The sequence below is a fragment of the Phocaeicola barnesiae DSM 18169 = JCM 13652 genome (genome assembly GCF_000374585.1).
GTDB lineage: Bacteria > Bacteroidota > Bacteroidia > Bacteroidales > Bacteroidaceae > Phocaeicola > Phocaeicola barnesiae.
In genome coordinates this window covers 1-2,945 of the sequence record NZ_KB894679.1, presented here as the reverse complement: position 1 = coordinate 2,945, position 2,945 = coordinate 1, and the positions used below count along the sequence as shown (strand labels likewise).

Annotated in this window: 2 protein-coding genes; one reads left to right on the top strand and one right to left on the bottom strand. The window is 39.2% G+C overall.

What is annotated here, in order from left to right; all coding sequences use genetic code 11:
* Positions 1 to 2,472 (top strand): hypothetical protein (locus C510_RS17595; RefSeq protein WP_018712240.1); only part of this gene is annotated, 2,472 nt, incomplete at its 5' end.
* Between the two features lie 158 nt (positions 2,473 to 2,630).
* Here the strand turns inward: C510_RS17595 and C510_RS0115805 are convergent.
* Positions 2,631 to 2,945, bottom strand: a 315-nt coding sequence (locus tag C510_RS0115805; RefSeq protein WP_018712239.1) for a PD-(D/E)XK nuclease family transposase, incomplete at its 5' end; no start/stop codon positions are given.

Here is a 2,945-nt window from a genome sequence, read left to right as displayed (position 1 = left end):
GAAGGCGGTGCTGTAAATGTAGAAGTTAAAGATGGTATTCTCTATATTAACGGTGAAGCTCAGGAACTGAATGATGAAGTAGGTAGCAAGGTAGTCGTTGTTGACAACGGTAACGGTACTTATACCTTGACTGTAGACGGTACCAGCATTGTGTTGCCGAAAGCTTCTGCTTCTGTAGCTATTGCTATTGTTAGTAAAAATGATCAAGGAAATATTAGTGCCTATAATTATTTTACCAATCTGTCAAAGGTGTATAATAATAATGCTGGTACACCTACAGCGATTACTGACGCAGAAGGTGGTATCTTGTGGGGTACAGCAGATAAATATAAAGGTGATTGGAAGGGTTTGAAATCTGTAGAAAAAGGTAAATTGCTGGTTGGACAGATTTCAAACGTAAATATTAAGGTTTCACCTGCTACATTCGATTTGACAACTGCTAAATTGACTTTGGTAAATACTTTGGGCGAAGAAGCTCCTGTAACAGTTACTCCTGTTGTAGAAGGTAAAAAAGGCCCTCAGTATAGTGGTTCTCGTGCAGCAGACGAAAATGGAAACTGGAGCCTACAGATTGCTATGACTGACGATGTTACAGCTTCCAATATAGGCACAGCTTTTGCTGGAAGAAACACTGCTGAAGATTATGCATACCAGAATGTACAGTATGCATTGGCTATTGATGGTAAAGTAGTGACTCCATACGAAATTGTAGTGGATACACAGGAATCTAAGGATGCTGGCGACTTTACTAAAGGAAGTTTCAACAATGTAGTATATAACTACAAGAAGGATGGTGTATTGAAATCTTGGGTGAATGATGGCATTCTTCCATTGGGTGAAACTACACTTCTGATTAATTCAGCAATAAGTCCTACTCTACAAACGGCAGCAGATAAAATCTATGATGCATATATTGAAGTTATGGATGAAGATGCATTGGAAGATTATAATATCACAGTTAGTGGCATGACAATCAATGCTTCCAATAAAGCTGCTGGAGTAGAAAAGTTCCCGATTAAGATTCACGTTATGGATGTTAACGGTAATGAAGTTGTGTCTGATGAATTAAATATCAAATTCGATAATTCAGTTGTTGACGAAGTTACATTCCCGGATCAGACTTGCGTATTTATGCCTACAACTGCAGCAGAAGGTGCCTTTATCTTGGTAGATATGGGTGATATCTTTACCAGCATGACCGCTGAAGAAGCAAATGCTGTTTCAGGACGTGTATCAGAATCTGTAACTTGGTATACAACTGTTAATACTAAGACATTCGCAACAGTTGGTTCTACTCCTGATGCAGATGGTTTGTATCAGATTAATTTAGCAAATACAGGTAATAATATTGTTGGTAATGCTGAAACTAAGGTATTCTATTATGCAAGCAAGGAAGATGCATTGAAAGATGCATTGAAAGGCGATGAGGATTTGGCTATTAAAGTAGAAGGTGGCCTGTCTAAGACTATCAGAACTATTAAATATGCTGCTATCCCTGCATCTGCATTCAAGTCCAAAGCTTTTGAGGGTGCAAATGATATTATCATTAAGATGCTTGATAAAGACGGTAATGAAGTTAAGAAAGCTACAGCTACTGTAACTGTTGCATTGCCTGCATTCGATGATATCTTGGATATCAACAATACTCAGAAGTTGTGGAATGATGCTAAGGATACTTACACCACTCGTTTTGACTGGGATAATAATAGTACTGCGGGTCTGAAGATTTCTATGCAGAAACCATTCGTTTCTAAGAAAGATGTTAACGGAACTGCATACTTCGATATTAATGACGCAGATAGCAAGTTGTATTATGAATTGTCTTACACAGATGTCAACAAGAAGGATCAAGTTGTACCTGTAGCTAACGCCAAGTTTGTATCATTACCTAATGTCGTTAAAGATGGTAAGCTGATGCATGATGTTGAAGTAACAGCTACACTTTATCCGTTTGGTGAAAAACAGGTAAACCTGAAATTAACTAAGACATTCAAGTTGTACGTACAATCTGTATTCGAAGGTGCTGAGTTGATTTACTATGTTGACGATGTCAAACAAGATGTTGTAACATTGGGTAATGACCAGTGTATCGCACCGGGTACTACTAGTGGTAAGAAAAACGGTTTGTATGTAGCTTTCGATGGTGAAGAAAGGCCTTATGTATTCGCTAAGGGTGATGTTTATGCTGCTCTCACAGAATTTAATAATGGAACTAGAATTGCTCAATCTCAATTGAATGTTCAGGATCCAACTGGTACAGCGTCAAACGATGATGTAATTCCTGCTCTTTATTTAGGTGAGGGTGCTTCTGGAGTTAGTTTATCTCTGAAGGAGGTTAAAGCTGCTGATGGTAAAAAGGATAACGTATTGTACTTTAACAATGTATCAGGTAGTACAAGCGGTACAGTTATCTTTAATTTCGTTGATAATCTGGGAGTTAAATATCCTGTTACTATTTCTTACAAAAAATAATAGTTATAATCTTATTAAAAGAGCGGCCATAAGGTCGCTCTTTTTTTATACTCATTCAGAATGGACGTAAATAGCAATTACTTCATAACAACAACTTTAATAGGATACTGGATACCAGTAGCTACAGCCCGCTTTGCCGGTTAGTACGTATGTATTTGTTATAAATCCGCAATCTCCTCTTCTGTCAGTCCGGTATTTTCAGCAATGATGTTGACCGGTATACCGGAAGCCTTGAATTTCCTGGCCAGTTCCAGACGTTCCTCTTCACGTCCTTGCGCAATGCCTTCCTGAAGGCTCTTCATTACCGCCGTATGGATGGTGTTCTGCCAGTCGCGGTAGGCCTTGAGGCTGTCCTCGTATTCCTCGTACTGTTCCCTAGTGAACTTCGCTATCTCGGCCGACTCGAACAGCCGGGTGAATACCCTTTCCTGCAGAGCCACGGGACGGTCCATCAGTCTGGAAAGGTTTCTGAT